At 44.3% G+C, this 17,303-nt stretch carries 12 protein-coding genes, 2 pseudogenes and 1 other annotated feature; of the genes and pseudogenes, 6 read left to right on the forward strand and 8 right to left on the reverse strand.

Going from position 1 to position 17,303, the window contains the following annotated elements; translation table 11 throughout:
- Nucleotides 1–55: 55 nt before the first annotated feature.
- Both FM037_RS21475 and FM037_RS21480 read right to left on the reverse strand, forming a co-directional pair.
- The gene (locus FM037_RS21475; protein WP_144047689.1) at nt 56–1,153 is read right to left on the reverse strand and encodes a response regulator transcription factor; all 1,098 of its coding nucleotides are present in this window, start codon (nt 1,151–1,153) and stop codon (nt 56–58) included.
- 165 nt (nt 1,154–1,318) lie between these two features.
- Nucleotides 1,319–3,349 (reverse strand): hybrid sensor histidine kinase/response regulator, encoded by a 2,031-nt coding sequence (locus tag FM037_RS21480; protein WP_144047690.1) that lies wholly within the window; start codon nt 3,347–3,349, stop codon nt 1,319–1,321.
- Nucleotides 3,350–3,516: 167 nt separating this feature from the next.
- Here FM037_RS21480 and nfo point away from each other — a divergent pair, with 167 nt between their 5' ends.
- Nucleotides 3,517–4,371, forward strand: coding sequence for a deoxyribonuclease IV (gene nfo / locus FM037_RS21485; RefSeq protein ID WP_144047691.1), 855 nt, complete (start codon nt 3,517–3,519; stop codon nt 4,369–4,371).
- Here the strand turns inward: nfo and FM037_RS21490 are convergent, their stop codons facing one another.
- The 4 genes from FM037_RS21490 to thrA form a co-directional block, all read right to left on the reverse strand.
- Nucleotides 4,372–4,668, reverse strand: a complete 297-nt coding sequence (locus FM037_RS21490; protein WP_144047692.1) for a hypothetical protein — start codon at nt 4,666–4,668, stop codon at nt 4,372–4,374.
- Nucleotides 4,669–4,929: 261 nt separating this feature from the next.
- Nucleotides 4,930–6,210, reverse strand: coding sequence for a threonine synthase (gene thrC, locus FM037_RS21495; protein ID WP_144047693.1), 1,281 nt, complete (start codon nt 6,208–6,210; stop codon nt 4,930–4,932).
- Between the two features lie 11 nt (nt 6,211–6,221).
- Nucleotides 6,222–7,181 carry a homoserine kinase gene (gene thrB, locus FM037_RS21500; protein WP_144047694.1) on the reverse strand — a complete coding sequence of 320 codons (960 nt, stop codon included), beginning with the start codon at nt 7,179–7,181 and terminating at the stop codon, nt 6,222–6,224.
- Between the two features lie 85 nt (nt 7,182–7,266).
- Nucleotides 7,267–9,732: a bifunctional aspartate kinase/homoserine dehydrogenase I gene (thrA, locus tag FM037_RS21505; protein WP_144047695.1), complete on the reverse strand. Its 2,466-nt coding sequence runs from the start codon at nt 9,730–9,732 to the stop codon at nt 7,267–7,269.
- Between the two features lie 712 nt (nt 9,733–10,444).
- Between thrA and slyD the strand changes: the two genes are divergently transcribed.
- Nucleotides 10,445–11,035: a peptidylprolyl isomerase gene (slyD, locus tag FM037_RS21510; protein ID WP_144047696.1), complete on the forward strand. Its 591-nt coding sequence runs from the start codon at nt 10,445–10,447 to the stop codon at nt 11,033–11,035.
- 159 nt (nt 11,036–11,194) lie between these two features.
- Nucleotides 11,195–11,580 (forward strand): annotated as a pseudogene (locus FM037_RS21515) (hypothetical protein).
- Between the two features lie 10 nt (nt 11,581–11,590).
- On the opposite strand, the gene trpR reads toward FM037_RS21515, so the two are convergent.
- On the reverse strand, nt 11,591–11,869 hold the full coding sequence (trpR, locus tag FM037_RS21520; RefSeq protein ID WP_144047697.1) for a trp operon repressor: 279 nt from the start codon (nt 11,867–11,869) through the stop codon (nt 11,591–11,593).
- A gap of 230 nt (nt 11,870–12,099) precedes the next feature.
- On the opposite strand from trpR, the gene FM037_RS21525 reads away from it, so the two are divergent.
- Entirely contained in the window at nt 12,100–12,561 is a 462-nt protein-coding gene (locus FM037_RS21525; RefSeq protein WP_144047698.1) for a c-type cytochrome, read from the forward strand.
- A gap of 95 nt (nt 12,562–12,656) precedes the next feature.
- Here FM037_RS21525 and FM037_RS21530 read toward each other — a convergent pair whose 3' ends face one another.
- Nucleotides 12,657–13,325: a cytochrome b/b6 domain-containing protein gene (locus tag FM037_RS21530; RefSeq protein WP_144047699.1), complete on the reverse strand. Its 669-nt coding sequence runs from the start codon at nt 13,323–13,325 to the stop codon at nt 12,657–12,659.
- A 303-nt stretch (nt 13,326–13,628) separates the two neighbouring features.
- Between FM037_RS21530 and hpf the strand changes: the two genes are divergently transcribed.
- Nucleotides 13,629–13,991, forward strand: coding sequence for a ribosome hibernation-promoting factor, HPF/YfiA family (gene hpf, locus FM037_RS21535; RefSeq protein WP_144047700.1), 363 nt, complete (start codon nt 13,629–13,631; stop codon nt 13,989–13,991).
- Nucleotides 13,992–15,101: 1,110 nt separating this feature from the next.
- Nucleotides 15,102–15,222, forward strand: a sequence feature (Phe leader region).
- Nucleotides 15,223–15,255: 33 nt separating this feature from the next.
- A pseudogene (locus FM037_RS21540) lies at nt 15,256–17,237 on the forward strand (chorismate mutase).
- Nucleotides 17,238–17,303 lie beyond the last annotated feature (66 nt).

Raw genomic sequence — 17,303 nt, forward strand, 5'->3', positions numbered from 1 at the left:
TCAACGAAACAAGAACTATTTAAATTAATTAAATCAAAGAGTCATTATTATTTCTCTATGGGGCAACACTGGATTCAACATAATTCTTCACCGTCTTTAACGAGCCTTGTAAACGATAGAAGGCATCTCCAGCCGAATTGGCTTCCTTTAAATTTCGCTCCAGCAAGGTGGCAAAGTAATGCTCCTGCTCCTCTGTCATATCAAGTACATGGAAGCTACTGCGGATCTCGGTTGTCATACCTGTTAATGCTGCACTGAACTTCTCATCATGTTCTAAGATTGCGCCATTGATCTTGCCTAGCAAGCTTTGGATCTCCACAAATACATGCTGCAATGTCTGTTGGCGACCTATATCCATCACTCTCGCCTCTAAGCCCTCGACAATAACCGCAATGATGTCCCTGAGCCGTCCATAGAGAACTTCATCATCCACCGGCATATTCTTTATCAAGAAGGAGACATGTTTATCATTACAGATAGTGCGATTTCCAAAATCATATAAACGACCATGCTTATCGAGTAACTCTAGTATATTTGCCTCAATCGGACTGATTTCGGCATGCTGAGGGGCAAAGTAATGCACCTCATCATCTCTTATTTCCAGACAAGTATTTAGATTGAGTTGTTGCATCAAGTCAAAGAAGGCATCGGCCAGACTCTGATAATCCTGGCATAAGAAACATTGCCTAAAAAACTGTAAAACAGCGCCATATTGAGACGACTCAGTCATAGACTGAAACGCCATATTCCTCGACATAGATTCAGCCTGAACAAGTGAACGCCTCTTTGACTGATAGGAAGCTACAGCCTGCACTTTAGCCAGTAATTCTTTTATCTCAAAAGGCTTGGCAATAAAGTCCACAGCGCTAACGTCGTAGGCTCTCAGCCTCTCCTCTAAGGTATTCATCCCAGAGACAAAGATCACCGCACTGTCTTTGCCTGACTCTGTGAGTTGCTGACAAAGTTCGATACCACTCACATCGGGAAGATTAATATCCATCAACACTAGATCTGGTGTGATATCAATTAAAGATTCGCGATATGTACTCGCCTCATGGAATACTGCAACCTGATAATGATCATTAAGTACTTCCTGAATCAGCTCACAATAATCTTCATCATCATCCACGACCCATACTAATATCTCTTCCATCACAAAATCCCTCTCAAATAGCAGCCAATGTAGGTTGAAATGACGTCAAAGCCATTAACACTAACTTGATCCACTTGATTCATACCTATGCATCCTTGTGTTAGCTCTAAATAGACTCTGATGACCCTGAGTCATTTATCGCTATGTATTGAACTCAATCTATCTCTACTGAGAAAAGTTGATACCAACCTGTTGCAGAGCCTGCACTAAACCATCGATAGCGAAAGGTTTATGCAACACCAGATAGGGCATATCCTCGTTACTGCTAATGCCGATATCACCAATAAACCCAGAGATCAGCAGCACAGGAATATCCTCCTTAGCGCAGAGTTCTTTAGCCAACTCATAACCATTAATCCCCCCTGGCATGAGTACATCGGTGATCAATAATTCAATTCCATTAAGCCCTTCTTTATATTTTTCCCTTACGACTAAAGGATCGGAATACGCTTCAACTTCCATGCCCAAGATCTCGCAATAATCTTGTAGGACACTCAGTAGATCGACTTCATCATCGACAATCAAAACTTTAAGCCTCTGAGCGACCTTAGGCGCCTCGGGTCTCACTACCACGCCTAGCGCCTGCCGCCTCTTCTGTTTAGCAACAGGGAACCAGAGTCTGAATTCAGTGCCATAACAGTCTGATTCTATGACGCTCATATAGCCATTAGAGCGCTTCACAAAACCATAAACCATAGAGAGCCCAAGCCCAGTGCCATTGCTCTTGTCTTTCGTTGTGAAGAAAGGCTCGAAGATTTTATCTAATAGATGGGGAGCAATACCAGTTCCTGTATCTAATACAGACACAGTGATGTATTGGCCCGCTTCCACCATTGGACGACCAGTTAAACCTGGCAGAAACCCAGCCAGTGACTCTCTACCACAACGTATGGTTATCTCCCCCTCTCCTCCCATCGCATCTCTGGCATTTAAAACAAGGTTCAATAGCGCATCTTCCAGATCGCCACGATCGACAAGAATTTCATCCAGCTCTTGCCCAGGCTCTAAGATCAGAGAGATCTGCGTGGTTAAGGATTTACCTATCAGTTCCTCGATACCTTGAATCACATCATTGACCTGATACAAGTTGGCACTGAATTGTTCCTGCCTGGAAAACTGCAGTAAACGTCTGGTCAGGTCTGTCCCTCTTTGGCATGCTTTGAAGGCAGTGGCAAGATAACGGGAAATTTTCTCTTCACTGGTTTTAAGCTCCATTAACTCCAGATTACCCTTCAATACTCCGAGAATATTATTAAAATCATGAGCAATACCACCGACTAACTGTCCCATGGCCTGCATTTTTTGGGTGCGTGCCATGATCTGCTGAAGTTGCTTATGCTCGGTAATATCTCTGCCTACTAGCGCAAACAGGCTACCATGCTCACTGTGCTCCTCCAACGCGACCAGGTGCATATGTAGCACCGCAGTTTCGTTATCGGCCTTACTACAGATGAGCTCTCCATCAAACTCTCGACGCGTATTAATCGCTTGTAGCAGCTCACTATCTTGACCACCAGCAGCGGATTGATTCAGCTCTTCTTGAAATAACAGTGTGATGGGTTTGCCTATAAGCTGGCTGCGTGGGTAGTGGCTGATGCTGGTCGCTGCAGCGTTGGCGTACATGATACTTGGCACTCCAAATGGCGAACGACTAGCGACTAAAATCAGGTCTTCACTGTTACTGACTATTGATTGGAACATCTCACTATCTACAGAGTGAACGCCTCTGTCTCTCGCTCTCTGTTGCCACTCAAGAGTCTGCTGTACCAACATTCCCATAATAATATCGGACAAGAGCTCACTTGAACTTAATAGAAATGACAGCCATTGATCGCTGGATGAATGAAAAAAGATCTGTATATTGACTCGCTTTGCAGGCCAGATAACGAAAGACTGCCAACGATGAACCATAGGTTCCTGATTGAAAAACGGCCAAGCTTTTGCCTCTTTCCATAGGGTTAGATATCGAACGGGATCTCGACACCAGCATGTAGCAGAAGCAGGCATATCGTCACATTGCAGTGAGTCTTTAGGAATAATCAGTACCGCTTGAGATTGGCTGACTTCTGCCAAAATACGGCACAGAGGCAGGAGTATGTCTTCACCATTAATGAAATTTGCTTGTAATTTTCCGAGCTCGGCCAAGAGTCTTGGCCAAAAGGGATTAATATCAGTTTGAGAGAATTCTTTAAACACTGTAGAGTCCGTTCCCCATCATCCATGAAGTTAGTGCTGCTTCATTTTATGAAAATAATTCAAGTAGCAGAATTAAATAAAGCATAGTTAAACTTGGATGATTCGCGACAATATAAGTGACAAAGCTTGTAACTAATTCTTTCTGCTCAACGAAAAGGCCCAGATTTATGACAGATTCAAGGTGGATTGGTGCTCATGTGAGTGCCGCTGGGGGCATACAAAATGCACCTATAAATGCAAAAAAAATAGACGCCAACGCCTTTGCACTATTCACTAAGAACCAACGGAGGTGGCAGGCGGCTCCGCTAACTCAAGATCAGATAGAAACCTTCAAACACAATTGCTTAGAAGCCAATATATCCAGTGACGGTATACTCCCCCACGACAGTTACTTAATCAACCTCGGGCATCCTGATGCAGAGCAATTGGAGAAGTCCAGGCTGGCATTCTTTGAAGAGATGCAAAGATGTGAACAGATGGGGCTGACGCTACTGAACTTCCATCCTGGCAGCCATCTCAGAAAAATCGAGATAGATGAATGTTTATCTCGTATCAGCGACTCTATCAATATGGCACTGGAGAGAAGTAGCAAGGTAACAGCCGTGATTGAAAATACCGCGGGACAAGGGTCAAATTTAGGCCACAGCTTTGAGCAGTTAGCTCGAATTATAGAAGGTGTCGAAGACAAGACTCGGGTGGGGATCTGTCTCGATACCTGTCACATGTTTGCCGCCGGCTATGATCTAACCACAGAAGAGGCCTGCCAACACAGCTTTAAACTGTTCGATGATATTGTGGGCGATAAATACTTAAAGGCTATGCACTTAAATGACAGTAAGACGCCGCTGAACAGTAGAGTCGACAGACATGAGTCGCTGGGATTAGGTCATATTGGCCAAGCCGCCTTTGGCTTTATCATGAACCACCCCGCGACTAAGAGGATCCCTATGGTGTTAGAAACGATTAACGCCGATATTTGGCCTCAGGAGATAAACTGGCTACGCAGTTTAAGCCAAGATTAGCTACTGCAGACATTTATAGATAACAGCCACTACTTTGGTCTCCTCTCCTTCATCGACCTGTAGCCAAACAATATGGGTGCCGCCAATCTTCTCGCCGTAACTCATCGCCTGCTTTTTTGCATCTCTTAATGCAAACTCGCCTCTTCCCTTGCCTCTGGCCATGGCAAAACTATCGCAGTGTGTGACTTCAAAATCGTAAGCTTCATTAATTCGGTAGTAAAACTCTTGTTGATCATCTGAAGTGGCGCAACCAATGAGGAGACAGCTGGCAAGCAAAGCAGTTATAAATTTTAACACCGTAGAAAACCTTTTGGATAAACTGTGGCGCAAGATATAAAAATTCACCCAGCAAAATCGTGATCCAGATCACACTAAAAACCAACGGCTGGTTACAAGGTGATACACGGGTAACTACTAAGGAGTCACGAGTACATAAACGGATCGTTAGCGCATGCTAAAGCACTTAAAAACCACAAGTAACACATGATAAAAACAATTGTAATTCACATAAAAAAAGGGCTAATGCCCTCTTTTAGTTTATGTTTCAGCGAGTCAGGTTTATAACACCTTAAATAGATGAGCCTTCAGATCGGCAAAATTGTCATCTAAGGTGACTGACAAGATCTCTTTATTGGCGACTGCCGCTAACTCGGGGGGCAGAGGTAAATTAATGTCGAGTTCACTATCGACAACATCTTTAAATTTAGCCGGGTGAGCGGTACCTAAAAAGATCCCTTTCTCACCTTCTACCATTGTCATATTCAATGCCTGAGCGGCAATAGCGGCGTGGGGCTCCGACAGGTAACCCGCGTCATTTAACTCTTGTAGTGCTGCCGAAGTATTAGCTTCTGACAATGCCACACCAGAGATATCCGCCAGTGACCAGTTCATCTTCTCTATGATAGCTTCGACTCTGGGCCAGTTACTCGGCTCGGCAACATCCATGGCATTAGACATAGTCCCGACCGTTGCATTAGGTAACCAATCACCCTTATCTAAATAACGCGGCACAGTGTCATTGCTGTTAGTGGCAGCGATGAAACGTTTAACGGGTAAGCCCATGGCTTGGGCAAACAGGCCTGCTGTTAAGTTACCAAAGTTACCACTGGGCACAGAGATAACGGGATCTTGATCATGTTGGCGCTTAAACTGTGCCACGGCTTCGAAGTAGTAACAAATTTGGGCCAGGAGACGACTGATATTGATCGAATTAGCCGAATTAAGGTGCAAGCCATCACGGATATCGCTATCTTCGAATGCTTGCTTTACCAGCGCCTGACAGGCATCGAAATCAGACTCCACTGATACAGTATGTATGTTGTCACCTAAGGTTGTGAACATCTTCTCCTGCAACAGACTTATTTTGCCCTTGGGATAGAGCACAACAACCTTTATCTTGTCTAAGCCAAAGAAAGCATCGGCAACTGCCGCACCGGTATCGCCGGAAGTGGCAGTCAGGATATTAATTTTATCGTCTGAAGCTAGCTCATTTAAGCATTGGGCCATAAACCTGGCGCCAAAGTCTTTGAAGGCTAAGGTAGGTCCATGGAATAACTCTAAACAGTGTCTATTTTCATCAACCTTTGCTAACGAAAGGTCGAAATTAAATGCGTTTTCAACCAGACTATCGACGGTATCTTGTCCAAGTTCAGAGGCTAACCAGGCACCCAGTATTTTTTGACATCGAGCCACGAACGGCAGTGCCAGTAGCGAGTCGACATCATCCAATACCGGAATTGAGGTTGGAAAAAATAGTCCTCTGTCTCTGCCTAAACCTAGCTTAAGTGCCTGAGTAAAACTCACCACCTGAGAAGGGTGTTTTAAATTGTACAGTTCCATAATAGATAACCTTAATCCTGAATCTTAAAATTGTTTAACGAGTCAGTTCTGCGAGTCCCTTGGGCATCGATTTTACAGATATGCGAGAAGCCCCCCTGCTTAACATAGTTTTTATCAAGCCAAGCTTGCGCTTTTTGCGCCGTCTGTAAGTTATCTGTGACAGAGAAAAGCGTCGGACCACTGCCTGAAATCCCACTAGTCAGCATGCCTATCTCAGCCAAGGCTGCTCTGGACTCTTCATAGCCAGGAATCGCCGCGGCGCGGTAGGGCTCGGCCAGCACATCTTTAAGTACCGAGATAGCCAAGTTAGGGTCTTTCTTATAGGAAGCGTGGACAAAAGCACTTAGATACCGACCGAAATCGATCGCCACAGCTTTATCGTATTGCTTTGGCAAGAGATCACGCATCTTAGCCGTCGAGAGTGAGATGCCTGGATAGGCAACAAGCCAATACCAGTTCTCGAATGTGGGGATGGTGTCGCACACTTTAGACGGCGTATCCAGCATCAACTGCATACCACCTAAATAACAGGGCGCGACATTATCATAATGAACTGAGCCGCTGATCTTCCCCTCGAACTCTCCCATCAGACGTAGCAAGGCTTGCTCATCATAGGGCTTATCAAAATATTCATTCAGCGCATAAAGCGCCGCAACCACAGAGCTGGCACTGGAACCTAAACCACTACCCACTGGAAGGTTCTTCTCTAACACCAGTGCCAGACCATCCTTTCTATCTAGCTGCTTTAGAAAGAAGTCGGCACATTGGTAGACGATATTTTCCTGCGGGTCTTGAGGCAGCTTATCGGCCCAGTGACCCGCAAGAGACAGATGTATGCCTGTATCTGCCGAACAGACAGAGACTCTGTCCCCCAGCAAACTGCCGTCTATTGGCGCTAAAGCTGCGCCGAGTAGGTCAAATCCAACACCCACGTTACCCATAGAAGCTGGGGCGTATACAGTTAGAGTCATATAAAACTTCCCATATCAGTGCTCATAATGCCAAATTTCATATCACAGCTTCTCATTGAAGCTGACGCGCTACAAATATTCACACTCATGCACTCATCTCCCGCGTCCAGTTCAGCGTCCTGAGAAGGTCGGCAAAGACGCCAGCGGCGGTCACGTCTGTCCCCGCGCCATACCCTCTGAGCACAAATGGAATGGGCTGATAATAACGACTGTAGAAAGCCAAGGCATTCTCGCCACCTTTTACGCTATATAAGGGGTCTTGAGCATCCACTTCGGCTATTTTAACCCGGCAACCTTCATCATCTATCTGGCCGACATAACGTAGAACCTTGCCTTCATTCTTGGCTTTCTCAACCCATTGGGCGATCTGCTGATCTAACTTGGGCAGATTAGCCATAAAGGTTTCCACATCGCCGCTGGCATCGAATGACTCAGGTAAAACAGACTCTATCTGAATATCTTCCAGCTCCAGATCCATGCCGACTTCACGAGCCAGAATCAGTACTTTTCTGGCGACATCCATGCCACTAAGATCGTCACGGGGATCAGGCTCAGTGAAACATTTATCTCTGGCGATTCCCGTCGCCTCAGACAGAGACATCCCCTCATCTAACATGCCGAAGATGTATGAAAGAGAGCCGGATAATATGCCGTTAAACTTGAGTAACTTATCGCCGGCAAACAGGAGTTTCTTCAAGTTATCGATAACAGGCAGCCCGGCACCAACCGTTGTTTCATATAGAAACTGTCTACGTTGTTTCAAAGCAGTTTCACGCAGTCCACGGTAATAAGCGATCTCTCGGGTATTCGCTTTCTTATTGGGCGTTACCACGTGCAAGCCCGCATTCATAACATCGATATAGCGATCTGATACACGCTCACTCGAAGTACAGTCGACCAAAACCGGGTTTAACAGCTGCTCCTCTTTGGCCCAGTCAAGCATCTGCTCAATATCCCATTGAGTCTGACTATCAGCGAGCAGTCCCTGCCACTCGTTAAGATTAACGCCTTTGGCATCGAGTAGCATGTGACGCGAGTTGGCAATTCCGCATACTCTGATACTGATATGCTCCTGCTTTAACATCTCTGTTTGCTGCTTAATTTGTTCCAGCAGCCCGGCACCTACATTGCCACAGCCCACGAGGAATACATCCAGATAATGCTGAACATCGAAGAAGCTCTGATGACAGGCACTGATGGCATGCTTAGTCTTACGCTGCTCTATTACGGTTGAGATTGAACGCTCAGAGGAGCCTTGGGCGATAGCTATGATGTTCACCGTCGCCTGAGCGAGAGCCTGGAAGAATTTACCGGCTACACCTTTATGGGTGCGCATGCCGTCACCGATAAGCGACACTATGGCTAAATCATGGCGCATCTCGATAGGCTCAAGAATGTCACTCTTAAGCTCAAGTTCAAACTCAAGCTCTAATGAATCCTTGGCTTTTTCTGCATCCTGGGTATTGATACAGAAGCTGATGCTGTATTCAGATGAGCTTTGGGTGATCAATGAAATTGAAATTCCGGAACGAGAGATAGCTCCTAAGGTACGACTCGCCATACCCACCATGCCTTTCATCCCAGGTCCTGAGATATCAAACATGGTTTGGGCGTCTAAATTAGAGATGGCTTTGACATTTAACCCACTCTTATCGGCTTCATTTGAAACTAAGGTTCCCGGTGCTTTAGGGTTAAAGCTATTACGGATATAGCAAGGGATATGGTACTGAGCGATAGGAGAAATGGTCTTTGGATGCAGCACTTTAGCCCCAAAATAGGATAACTCCATCGCCTCTTGATAACTCAACTGAGAAAGTAGTTTAGCATCGCTGACGACACGGGGATCGGTATTGTAGACACCGTCGACATCTGTCCAGATCTCACAACAGGATGCGTCGATACAAGCGGATAATACCGCTGCGGAGTAGTCAGAGCCGTTACGACCTAAGATCACAGTGCGCCCTAGCTTATCGCCGGCAGTAAAGCCCGGCATCACCCAAACTCTATGTTCATCTAAATTAACTTGACTGAAGCGCGCCTTACTCGACTCGATATCGACCAGTGATTCCAGCGGATCTCCGGTGCCCAAAAGTAAGTCTTGAGGGACGAGTTGCTGTGAGCTAAGACCTTTAGTTTTCATCAGCTGCACCATAAGCGCAGCAGACAGCTTCTCACCACCCACTAAAATCTCAGCCCTCACAAAGTCAGGACACTCTTTAAGTAAGCTAATACCTAATAGTTTGTTATCCCAAAAACTGAGTTGCTGTACCAGCTTCTCCATAAGGGACTCGAGTTGCGATGTTTGTAATACCGCAGAGGCTTCTTGATAGAGACAACTAAACACAGACTCCACATTTCCAAGCGCACCTTTATAGTCTCCACCACTCACGGCAGCTTCGACCATCTCAAGTAAACCGTTAGTCACAGTCGCCGGAGCCGATAACACTACGGCTACCGCTTCTTCCTTTGCAGTATCCGCGACTATGTCTGCAGCTGTGTTAAATCGTTGCCAATTGGCCAGCGAGGTACCACCAAATTTCATCACTTTCATATCTTCTCCTTGTACCACGCTACCTTAAGAAACAAAAAAGCCCGCTCCTTGGTATGGGAGCGGGCTGTTGTTTACATTCTGTTAGAGTATGTTCAGCCTGCCCCCACGATAATAATCGTGGTGGTTGTAATAATGGTCGTTACAACTGAATTCAGGCTCGGCATTATAAAAACGTACTCATCCAAAAAGTTTAAAATCTGTGACTACAGAATTGCTTTTTTTTAAGGTGTGTGTCAACCCTTGATTAACAAGTTAATCAAAAAAATGCTGTTCGATTCTATTCTCTGCTATTACCCACGAGATAAGCCGCGTCTAAGTAGAGTTCTTGCATAATTAAGGTAACAAGCTTAATTAGATAACGTTTACGACAACGTAAACAATTTTGTATTGCTTTGTTAAATAAGGATTTAATTATACACTTGAGAATAAATCGTGAGTAAACTAGATAAAACACACCTTAACCAGAACGATTCTGATATAACGAGTGAAATGACCAGTTTTTCCTTATATGCTCACCTGACTTCACTATGAATTTTATCGCATAAAATATAACTAATTAGTCAATTTCGGTTTTTGTCCTCAATAAGACTCACTTTACTCAGGGGAGCCCTGCCTTTTTTAATCGTGAACTTCCTACCATAAGCTGATTCAAATCATCGCTAACTAATAAAAACCACGCTAGAATGCGCGCACATTTTGAATTGGAGGCGATATGAAAATCACCCAACACAGCGCTGTTAGCATCCACTACCGTTTAACCGATGAAAAAGGTGAGTTAATTGAAGATTCCTTCGATGGCGAACCTATGGTCTATCTTCATGGTACCGAAAACATGATCCCCGGCCTAGAGTCTGAACTTGAAGGTAAAGTTGCAGGCGACAAACTGGATGTAACGGTTGGTGCAGAAAATGGTTATGGTCCTTATCATGACGGACTACGCCAGGAAGTGCCCTTAAGTGCATTCGGTGATATAGAAGATATCGTTCCTGGTATGCGTTTCATCGCTGATACAGAAATGGGACAACGTCCGGTTCAAGTCAAAGAAATTAAAGATGATGTCGTCGTTGTCGACGGTAACCATCCCCTAGCCGGTCAGTCACTGCATTTCAGCGTCGAAGTCCTGGAAGTTCGTGAAGCCACAGCCGAAGAGATAGCCCACGGTCATATCCATGCTCACGGTAGCTGCGGCGGTTCTGATCACGGTCATGAACATAGCCACGAAGGCGGTTGCTGTAGCGAGAAAAAAGATGAGCCAGCAAAAGAGGGTTGTGATGGCAATGGTGGTTGCGGCTGTAAGAGCTAACCTCCCTTATCAGTTAAGCAAATACAAAGTTTCGCCCTCATAAGTAATTGATATGAACCTGTTACACTTTAAAAGTGTGTTGCAGGTTTTTTTTACCCTATACTTTCTAATATTCAATTAGCGATGGATTCGCAGCCACTCATACAAAGGACTGTTTTAATGTTAACCAAACCCATGTACGAAATTCTCCCCGTTAGCTATATGGCCATAGGCGTTACCAGCATGCTCATGCTAGATCAAGACTATGCGATAGCTTCGGCCCTCGTCATGTTTATCTTAGGAGCAAAAACTTACACTATGCGCTCACAGAACAGACGCACAGATCCCCTGAGAAAACGTAAATCTGGCACACTTCCTAGCTCAATCTATGATGCCACCCCTTCATCTACCTCTTGCTTGCCACACTGATGTTCAAACTGTTCCCATCTGGTATCGGACCCGCTATAGGTATTGTGCTAATGACTTACTCTCTGTATATCTTAGTCAGACGTTCATCAAACAGACGTCACTGCCTGCCTTCCCGTCAGGAATTTACCAATTTTTAACCGCGACTGACTATTCAAGTATTAATAGCTTAATTTTATCTCTTTGCTCTGCCGTCATGTTCTTCAGATAATTTGAGCAACGAGTGATCGTTGCTATGCTAATCTGAAATTCACCAGCGATCTGACGTTGACTCAACTCACCTTTGAGGAGGGCTTGGAACACCTTGAGTCGACTGGCTATCGCACTACGCTCATCTTCTGTGAGTAACAGCTCAAACAGCTCCAGAAGCGCATTATGATCGTGGTGATTCACCACCTTCTCTAACACCAATCCCCATTCTGCTCTCATAAACTCTCCTACGTACTGGCTTACCATTACAATAGTGTATCAACAAATGCGCCGAAGCCAAACCATTCCAAGTAAATGACACCGAGATTTACTCACAATAGAAGATGAGTCATAACTTGTTGCATCTTTACATGTAAAGCCTTGAATTTTCCCATGTGTCTGGACATAAAAACAGAATACAATACCGAGTGGAACATCACATAATCAGAAAAATTCGTGAGAGCAATACAATGAACAAAAAATTAAAAATGACAGTTTTGGCATTGGTATCTAGTGCCATCTTGTCTACAGCAGTACAGGCAAGTAACTTTAAAGAAGCTGATGATGCTATACATTACCGTCAATCAGCCTTCAGCCTTATGGCACATAACTTCGGTGATATGGGTGCCATGTTAAAAGGCAAGAAGCCGTTTGACTCAGAGGTTTTTGCCATGCGCGCGGAAAATGTTGCCGCCCTGTCTAAGCTTCCTTTGGAAGGTTTTATCCCAGGTTCAGATCAGGGAGAGACCGGAGCCTTAGCAAAGATCTGGACTGAAAAGTCAGACTTTGACTCTAAGATGAAAGCCCTACAGGACAATGCTGCAGCACTACTTCTTGCTTCGGCATCTGACGATAAAAAATTGTTGAAGCAATCTTTTATGCAGGTAGCTAAGAGCTGTAAAGGCTGTCATGACGTCTACAAGAAAGATTAATTGCTAATCTTTTCTAATGTTTAGCAATTAAAAATGCCAGAGTCTGATGAACTCTGGCATTTTTATTGCTGATTTATAAAACTATAATTTGAGTATCACAGCATCTGGACAATCGGCAAGATGAGGTAATTTCCCACTACCCCAGCCAGAAGTGCAAAAAGTAGCAGTGCTATAAAGAAAGATCTGAACGCGAGCGTGCTACCAGATTGCTCCGCTACCTTCTTATAGCCAGTGATCATAGGCAAAATAAGCTTATCACCTTTCAACGTATGTACCAGCACAGCCAATACATGTATCGAGGCTAACAATAAAATGAAATTGAATGTTTGCTTATGTAGCCAAGTCAACCACAAGGCTGTTTCATGTGAGACATAATTATAAAATGGGCCTTCAGTAAAGATATCGTCAGTCGCGAACAGCCCAGTTGATAGCTGAAGCGTCAAAATACCTATTAACGCCAGCACCATATAACCACCTAGCGGGTTATGACCTACGCTAGGCGACACACCATGACGTTTGATATTAGTGATATATTGGAACACTGTTTTTGGATGCTTAATAAAATGGCTGAATCTGGCTGTGTCACTGCCAACGATGCCCCAGATGAGTCGAAATACAATCAGTACCAGCATTGAGTAAGCCATCACCTGATGCCACACCAACTCTCCGGCATCTGCCGACCACCACAAGCCCGCTAACAGGCCTATCATTGTCCAATGGAATACTCTTGTTGGGATATCCCAAACTCTCACTCTATTATTCATTTTTTACCTAGTAAAAACCTAATGACTAAACACCATTGTGGATGTTTAAAAGGATACGCGGAAGATGATATTTGAAGATGGTTTGGGAGGCAAGAATAGATAAGTAACTAAACTTATCCGTTCAAATATGAGCCTGTTTAAATCAGTTTTCAAGGCTTTTTTAACAGATATTTTCTAAAAATGACTGAGTGATCAAATTAAAAGCTAACGGCCAGAAATCACCACAAAAATGTGATCTAGATCACGACTTTTACCGCTGAGCTTGGTAATCTGAATTCAAGGAAACAACAAAAGGTTCAATATATGACAAAGATTACAAGTAAACACCTTGAAGTTACTCCACTTATCCGCGAACGTATTCAGGCACGTTTAGAGAAGCTCTCTAGGCATGACATACAGCTGATCAATCCCCATGTGATCATCACCCAAGAGAAGCAGCAGTTTAAAATCGAAGCATCTGTAGGCATTCCCGGTCATAAGCTTTTCGCCCAAGCCAAACATGAAGATCTTTACTCCGCCATCAATGCCATGGGACAGAAGCTTGAGAAGCAGCTAAACCGCCAGACCCATAAGCCAGAGGCTCAGCGCTATACCGCGCTTAAAAGAGATGAAGCAGCGCTCGACGATGGTCTTGAAGGTGAATTTGAAGAAGAATATGCAGCCTGAGTCGTCAATGATTCAGTGCTTTTCAAACATAAACAACTACTCTTAAAAACGGTCGATTCACATTTCGAAAAACTGACTATAAATCGACCGTAATACAGAGCGAAACCCTTACACCATGCTACTATTAAGGTATGGTGAAGATGAAAAAATGTTCTACACCAATTCGGAGGCCAAAACATTTAACTTGCGCAATAGGCGTAAAAATGTCATCAGGGATGCTTAGTAATTAGCAATAAAGGATGACTGACTAAATTAGTCTAAATTCGCCTAGTCATAAGAGGAGCATCTCCAACAGGGGCTGCACATAAGGCCAAACAGTCTAACTTTCCACAACTTAGGTGGTGAAGTATCACTAAGGTCTACAATCAGATCAAGATAATTGACGAGCTTGGGAAACTTAGCAAATTAGTTTGTAAAAGGGAACGGGCGAACAGATACGCCACAATGCAGCAATAGCTAATCACAATAGCGCCAGCAATGCATTAGGCCAATAAGCTAAAAACAGCTAACACGCCCGATTTTGTAAAGTACGCATCTCACTTACGCTTTTGACTAGGTTAATGGCAACAGTAAATAGAAAGATGTAAACAAAGAGACCATTGACCGGGATGCGGTGAAATCAAGACTCCACTTTCTATCATAAATGGTAAAGTGAAAGACGAGATTTCCATTAGAAATACAGAAGGTATATTGACAAATAAAACGGTTATACGCGTGATGCTAAACGTAACATGGGTACGGGCGATTTAAAGTGCCACTATGCGGCAAATGCTAATGACAACAGCAACGCATTCGGCCATTGAGCTAAAAACAGCGATAAAGCCTGAATAGTTAACGATATCGGATCCATATTTTCTTTAGAGATATCGAGTGAACCTAAGATCTCGCTTCCCTTATTTGAGGTTAAGAAGCGAAAGATTGAAGATTCAATCACCATTAGGAGGCATTCTCAGTTTGATTTTTTATTCGTTTCATCCCAAAGCGCACCTCAGGTGCGCTTTTTTAATTCTAAGTTTAAATAGGCAAAAACGTTGTCTTTAACTATGAATTTATAAAAATTGCATAGATTTTCATTGACAGTACAGAGCACGGGCTTTAATTTGTACAGATGAAAATATTCAGCGATCACTTTTTTACTTTCTTTTTTATTCCCCCCATCTAGGGAGGCGGAATTTCGGTGTAAAAACGAAAGTGAAAATTCCAAAGCCTCCCTAAGGGAGGCTTTTTTGTAACCGTTTTTTGTAGTAGTAAGATTGAGGGCAACATGAGCAAACCACAAGCTTTGAACCAGACACGTGAACAGATCACCGCTTTAGACAAAGATCTATTATCACTCTTAGCTAAGCGTCGTAATTTAAGTCTGGATGTCGCCCGCAGTAAAGAGGTCGATATTCGGCCTATCCGCGATACTCAAAGAGAAAAAGAGCTACTGGCAAGACTGGTGAAAGAGGGCCGTAATCAAGGACTCGACGCACATTATGTTATCTCTCTCTATCAGAATATCATCGAAGATTCTGTACTGAACCAGCAAGCTTACCTTCAAGGGAGAGCAAACCCAGACAGTCAAAAGCAACAGTATTGTGTCGCTTATCTTGGTGCGAGGGGCTCATACTCCTATTTAGCGGCGAGCCGCTACTGCGACAGACGTCAAGTCGATATGCAAGACCTAGGCTGTAAGAGTTTCGACGAGATCATTCAATCGGTAGAATCCGGCCACGCCGATTATGGCTTCCTTCCTATCGAAAATACCTCATCGGGTTCAATCAATGAAGTTTATGATGTGCTCCAGCACACCAGCCTTGCCATTGTTGGTGAAACAACCATAGAAGTCGGTCACTGTCTGCTGGCCAAGAACGGCTGCACGACCAAAGAGATAAGAACCGTCTATGCCCACCCGCAGCCTATCAGCCAATGTAGTCGTTATCTAAGTTTACACCCTGAATTTAAACTCGAATATTGCTCAAGCAGTGCCGAAGCCATGGACAGAGTGATGGAGAGCGATGATTCGAGTGTTGCCGCAATTGGCAGCGCTGAAGGGGGGCCCTCTATCAGCTCGAATCCATACAGAATGATTTAGCTAACCAGAAGATTAACCAAAGCCGCTTCATCGTCGTAGCCCGAAAAGCGATTGCCGTGCCAGAGCAACTTCCGGCTAAAACGACGCTCATCATGGCTACCGGCCAGAAACCAGGCGCCTTAGTCGAAGCCTTATTAGTACTCAAGGCACATAACCTCAACATGAGTAAGCTAGAATCCCGCCCCATTCCTGGTACGCCTTGGGAAGAGATGTTTTACTTAGATCTCGATGCCAATTTATCCAGTTCAGAGATGCAATCAGCCCTCAAAGAGCTGGAGCGTATTACCCGCTTCATTAAAGTTTTAGGCTGTTACCCCTGTGAAACGGTTAACCCAACTCAACTCTCAAACAGTCAACTTATGATAGAGCCCGATACCAGCAGAGCACAAAATATAAATAATAATCGGGATATGCAACCCAGCTCACGACACTTACGTTCGGCTAAAGAGGATAAACAAGATGCTTCTCAGATCATTTGTGGCCAGTTGCAAATTGGTGATGGACAATTCGGTGCACTAGCACTCGTGTCATTACCCCAAGAGAGTGAACGCTTCAGTCAAAAAGCCAAATCTCTGAAAGAAGCAGGTTTCCAAGCCGTGATCCTGGAAGGTCTATCACGCCAACACAGCGCCAAACTGTGTATTCTCGCCTTTAAGAAGTCTCTCTATCAATTTGGCTTGGAATGTATCATCTCTGTTGAGCATGAAGTCGAGCTGAAGCTAGCAGCCGAGCATGGCACCATATTATTGATAGCAGGTAAGCAGATGCATAATCACAGCCTGCTGAAACAAGTTGGCTGTCTGCATATGCCTGTCATTCTAGAGCGCAATACCATGGCCAGTGTAGAGGAATATATTGATGCTGCAGAAATTATCTTAAGCCAAGGTAATCAACAGCTAATCTTGTGCGAGTCAGGGATCAGAACCTTCAATGATTCGGTCAAACCCGCACTGGACTTAGCCGCATTGGTGGAGTTAAAGGGACTATCTCACCTGCCGATCTTAGTGAATCCAAGCTACGCATCTACACCAACGACACTGGTAGCACACTCTATAGCCGCCAAGCAACTGGCAGCCGATGGCCTGATACTCAACTTCTCAGCGAATAATGAAGCCTTCGACGCCGAGTTGCAAGTACGCGGTGAGATCCTAAGAAAGCTTTATCAGTAAGCTTCCATAAGAAAGAAAAAATAAAGCTGAGCACAAAAAAGAGGACATTTCTGTCCTCTTTTTTTA

This window comes from Shewanella psychropiezotolerans (assembly GCF_007197555.1).
Classification (GTDB): domain Bacteria; phylum Pseudomonadota; class Gammaproteobacteria; order Enterobacterales; family Shewanellaceae; genus Shewanella; species Shewanella psychropiezotolerans.

What these genes read in the sequence shown, in the direction of transcription:
- FM037_RS21475 (WP_144047689.1), bottom strand. Translation starts at nt 1,153, where the DNA reads ATGGAAGAGATATTAGTATGGGTCGTGGATGATGATGAAGATTATTGT.
- nfo (WP_144047691.1), top strand. Translation starts at nt 3,517, where the DNA reads ATGACAGATTCAAGGTGGATTGGTGCTCATGTGAGTGCCGCTGGGGGC.
- thrC (WP_144047693.1), bottom strand. Translation starts at nt 6,210, where the DNA reads ATGGAACTGTACAATTTAAAACACCCTTCTCAGGTGGTGAGTTTTACT.
- thrB (WP_144047694.1), bottom strand. Translation starts at nt 7,181, where the DNA reads ATGACTCTAACTGTATACGCCCCAGCTTCTATGGGTAACGTGGGTGTT.
- thrA (WP_144047695.1), bottom strand. Translation starts at nt 9,732, where the DNA reads ATGAAAGTGATGAAATTTGGTGGTACCTCGCTGGCCAATTGGCAACGA.
- slyD (WP_144047696.1), top strand. Translation starts at nt 10,445, where the DNA reads ATGAAAATCACCCAACACAGCGCTGTTAGCATCCACTACCGTTTAACC.
- trpR (WP_144047697.1), bottom strand. Translation starts at nt 11,869, where the DNA reads ATGAGAGCAGAATGGGGATTGGTGTTAGAGAAGGTGGTGAATCACCAC.
- FM037_RS21525 (WP_144047698.1), top strand. Translation starts at nt 12,100, where the DNA reads ATGAACAAAAAATTAAAAATGACAGTTTTGGCATTGGTATCTAGTGCC.
- FM037_RS21530 (WP_144047699.1), bottom strand. Translation starts at nt 13,325, where the DNA reads ATGAATAATAGAGTGAGAGTTTGGGATATCCCAACAAGAGTATTCCAT.
- hpf (WP_144047700.1), top strand. Translation starts at nt 13,629, where the DNA reads ATGACAAAGATTACAAGTAAACACCTTGAAGTTACTCCACTTATCCGC.